This window comes from Mesorhizobium sp. M4A.F.Ca.ET.020.02.1.1 (assembly GCF_004022645.1).
Lineage (GTDB): Bacteria > Pseudomonadota > Alphaproteobacteria > Rhizobiales > Rhizobiaceae > Mesorhizobium.
In genome coordinates, this window is the sequence record NZ_RZOI01000695.1 from 1 (window position 1) to 3,168 (window position 3,168).

At 68.0% G+C, this 3,168-nt stretch carries 2 protein-coding genes; both read right to left on the reverse strand.

Annotated features, from left to right (window positions below; all coding sequences use genetic code 11):
• Positions 1–179: 179 nt before the first annotated feature.
• On the reverse strand, positions 180–1,718 hold the full coding sequence (locus EN742_RS29460; RefSeq protein WP_128333582.1) for a winged helix-turn-helix domain-containing protein: 1,539 nt from the start codon (positions 1,716–1,718) through the stop codon (positions 180–182).
• A 100-nt stretch (positions 1,719–1,818) separates the two neighbouring features.
• On the reverse strand, positions 1,819–2,556 hold the full coding sequence (locus tag EN742_RS29465) for a class I SAM-dependent methyltransferase (protein ID WP_189375667.1): 738 nt from the start codon (positions 2,554–2,556) through the stop codon (positions 1,819–1,821).
• Positions 2,557–3,168: the final 612 nt, after the last annotated feature.

The following is a 3,168-nucleotide window of genomic DNA, read 5'->3' on the forward strand; positions in this document are numbered from 1 at the left end:
GCCGCCATGAGCGAATGCGAGCGCCGCGACATCGGCCTCACCGCCTTCGACGTCGAGAACGCGCTGACGCTGCCGGTCGACCGTGACCCGACCGAGGTGCTTGCGAAGGTCGTGGACGACCGCCGCCATCGCCGTGAATTCTGAGCGCGATACTCCGGGGCCGGCCGCCGGCGTTCCAGTCAGTCCGGCAGGCCGGCCTCGCGCAGGCCGGCGGCGATGCGTTCAGTCGTGCCCGCGTCGAAGGGCGAGGCGTCGCCGACCCTGGCAACGGTGAGGCCCGGGTAGGTTTCCATCAGCCTGCGGCAAGCGTGCCGTGCCTCGTCCTTGCGACCGGCATGAACCAGCGCCGTAACCAGCAGGCGCAGTCCCCACCAGGTGCCCGGCTGCTGGCTAAGGCCGCGCTGCGTCAGCGCCACCGCCTCATCGTAGCGCGCGGCGACGAAATGCGCGGCGCCGATGCCGATCTCGGCCATGTAGCCCATCGGATCGCGCGGGCTCAGCCGTTCGAAATGCTCGAACTTCTCGATCGCCGCCTCGGGCCGCTCGCGATAGACGTCCAGCCAGGCGCTGCGCAGCCAGGCCCAGGCGGAATTCGGATCGAGCGCGCGCGCCCGCGCCAGATGCATGTCGGCGACATCGTAGTCGCGGGCAAAGGAATGCGCCGCGCCGAGCACCGCAAGCACCATCGGGTCGTCGCCGGAGAGCGCCGCCCCCTTCTGCGCCAGGCGCAGGCCCTCCTCCCGTGAAGCGGCCGGCGTTTCGGTCCAGCGGTAGCCCGCGCGCTGCAGATGGCACCAGGCGAGCAGCGAAAGCGCCAGCGGATAATCCGGCTCGATCGCGATCGCGCGATCAAGCAGCGTGCCGGCCTCCTCGTTCTGCGCCCGCTCGAGCGACCAGGTAAGCGGAAAGGCGCGCAGCACGTAGTCGTAGGCGGCGAGGCTTTCCGGCCGCTTGCGCCGTGAACGCTCGATCTCGGCCGACAGGATCGACGGCTGGATGGCGCCGACGACACTCTCCGCAAGCCGGTCCTGCAGGTCGAACACGTCGGCCATGGTGCCGTCGTAACGGTCGGCCCAGATCGTCTTGCCGGAAGCGGAGTCGATGAGCTGTCCGGTGAGGCGGATGTGGTCGGCGGCCTTGCGGACGCTGCCGGTCAGCACGTAGCGCACGCCGAGTTCGGCTCCGGCCCGTTTCACGCCGTCGGCCTGTCCTTTGTAGGCGAAGCTCGAATTGCGGGCGATGACGAACAGCCAGCGCATGCGCGACAGCGCCGTGGTGATCTCGTCGACCATGCCGTCGGCAAAATAGTCCTGCGCCGGGTCGCCGCTGAGGTTCTCGAAGGGCAGCACCGCGATCGACGGCCTGTCGTCGGCCGTCCCCTCCCCGGTCGCGGTGGCGACCCGATCCTCGAGGCGGCGCACGCGCTCTTCGTCGATCACATAGCCGCGCCGCAGCACGGTGCGGATCAAGCCATCGGCCTCGGCGCCGAGCGCCTTGCGGATGTCCTTCATGCATTGGGTGAGCGAATCGTCGGAAACGGCGATGTTCGGCCAGACCGCATTGACCAGCTCGTCCTTGCCGATGACGCGGCCGGCATTCTCCAGCAGGTAGACGAGCAGCGAGAGCGACTTGGCGCGCAGGTCGACGTCGTGCCCGCCCCTCTGCAGCCTGCCCCTGTGCAGATCGAGCCTGTGGCCGGAGAATTCGAACGTCGTCATGTCGCCCCTCGAGGAGACGTCAACCAATTCGATCCGCGCGATGGCTAGGAGTCTGTCACGGCCCTCGCATGCTCGAAGACATCACGCCCGCCCGAAGACATCAAGGCTTTCGCCCGCTGAAGATGGCGTGGCCGGCGAACAGCCAGGCGCAGTCGACTTCGATGAAGCCCGCCTTCGCAAGCCAGGAAAGCTGCTCGGCGAGCGAGGAGGGCTTGTCGATCGGCTCGCCGTCCGGGTTGCGGAAATAGTTCCAGCCCAGGCGGTTGAACTCGGCGAAGGCGGCGAGATCGCCGTCGATCGCCAGCGCCCGGGCGCGCACCGCCTCGTCCCATTGCCGCGCGGCGATGTCGAGCCCGCCTGCGCTCGGCGGGCGCACAATGTCGGCCACCACCAGCACGCCGCCGGGCTTGAGCGCCGCCGCCAGATCGGCAAACAGGTCCTGCTTCTGCCAGCCGTCGAGATGATGGATGGCGAGCGAGGAGACGACCGCATGCGGCGGCTCGGCAAAGCGCCGCCAGCCGCTCTGCGCCAGCTCGAACGCGGCAGTGGCCAGGCGCCCGGCATGGTCGCGGCAGGTGGCCTGCGTCTGCTCCAGCATTTGCGCCGAGCCGTCGAGCGCCAGGACATGGCAGTCGGCAAAGCGCTCCAGCAGCGCGCGGCTGAGCAGCCCCTCGCCGGAGCACAGCTCGACCAGCAGGCCACCCGGCGCGGGTTGCGGAATGAGGTCAGCGATGATCCCGATCTGGCGCTCGCGGTCCGGCACGAAATAACGCCCGTTGTGCAGAAAGCCGCGAGAATGGTTCTCGTCCCAATGTGCCGTGCCTTGCGCCTGCGCCATGATCGCATCCATCCCTTTTTCGCCCAGCGTGAACCGGACCCGACCGGTTGTCGTGAGGCGCGGCTGAAATTCGGCTGAGATTGGCGTGACGAAGGCGCCCGAAGCGCAGCGGCGGCGATACGCAATACCCAAGGCGAGGCGGCAAGCCATGCGAGCCGCCCGGCCGTCGCGCCCCCGCGCTTCGGTCGCTGTGCATCGTCTTGCCCTGGCGCGCTATGAAGCAATTCACACAGGCGCACCGGCAAAATCGCCGCCGGTCCAAATACACCCAAAAAAAGTCAGGTTGATAATGCTGGGCCGAAAAAGTCCAGCCGGCGAAAGGCAAGCCGATTCAAGCGCATAGGCGGGAGCCGTCGCATCGGCAACCGGAGCGGTCGAAAAGCCCGGAAAACCGGCTTTTGCTGGCCTTCAGGGGCAGCAAGGACGTGATCGCGCGGGTCTGCGGCGATGGTCCGCGAGGGTCAAAAACGGGCATTCGGACACCTCGGGAAGCGACGTTGACAGCGCGCACCGCCAATGGATATTCGCAACCACTGGTCACGCCATAACCGGGGGCTGTTGGGGACGGACGGGGTTTCAGCAGCTTGGCGGGGGCGCCGGACGGGCTGGTAC

Coding starts and splice junctions, on each gene's coding strand:
- EN742_RS29460 (WP_128333582.1), bottom strand. CDS start 1,718: ATGACGACGTTCGAATTCTCCGGCCACAGGCTCGATCTGCACAGGGGC.
- EN742_RS29465 (WP_189375667.1), bottom strand. CDS start 2,556: ATGGCGCAGGCGCAAGGCACGGCACATTGGGACGAGAACCATTCTCGC.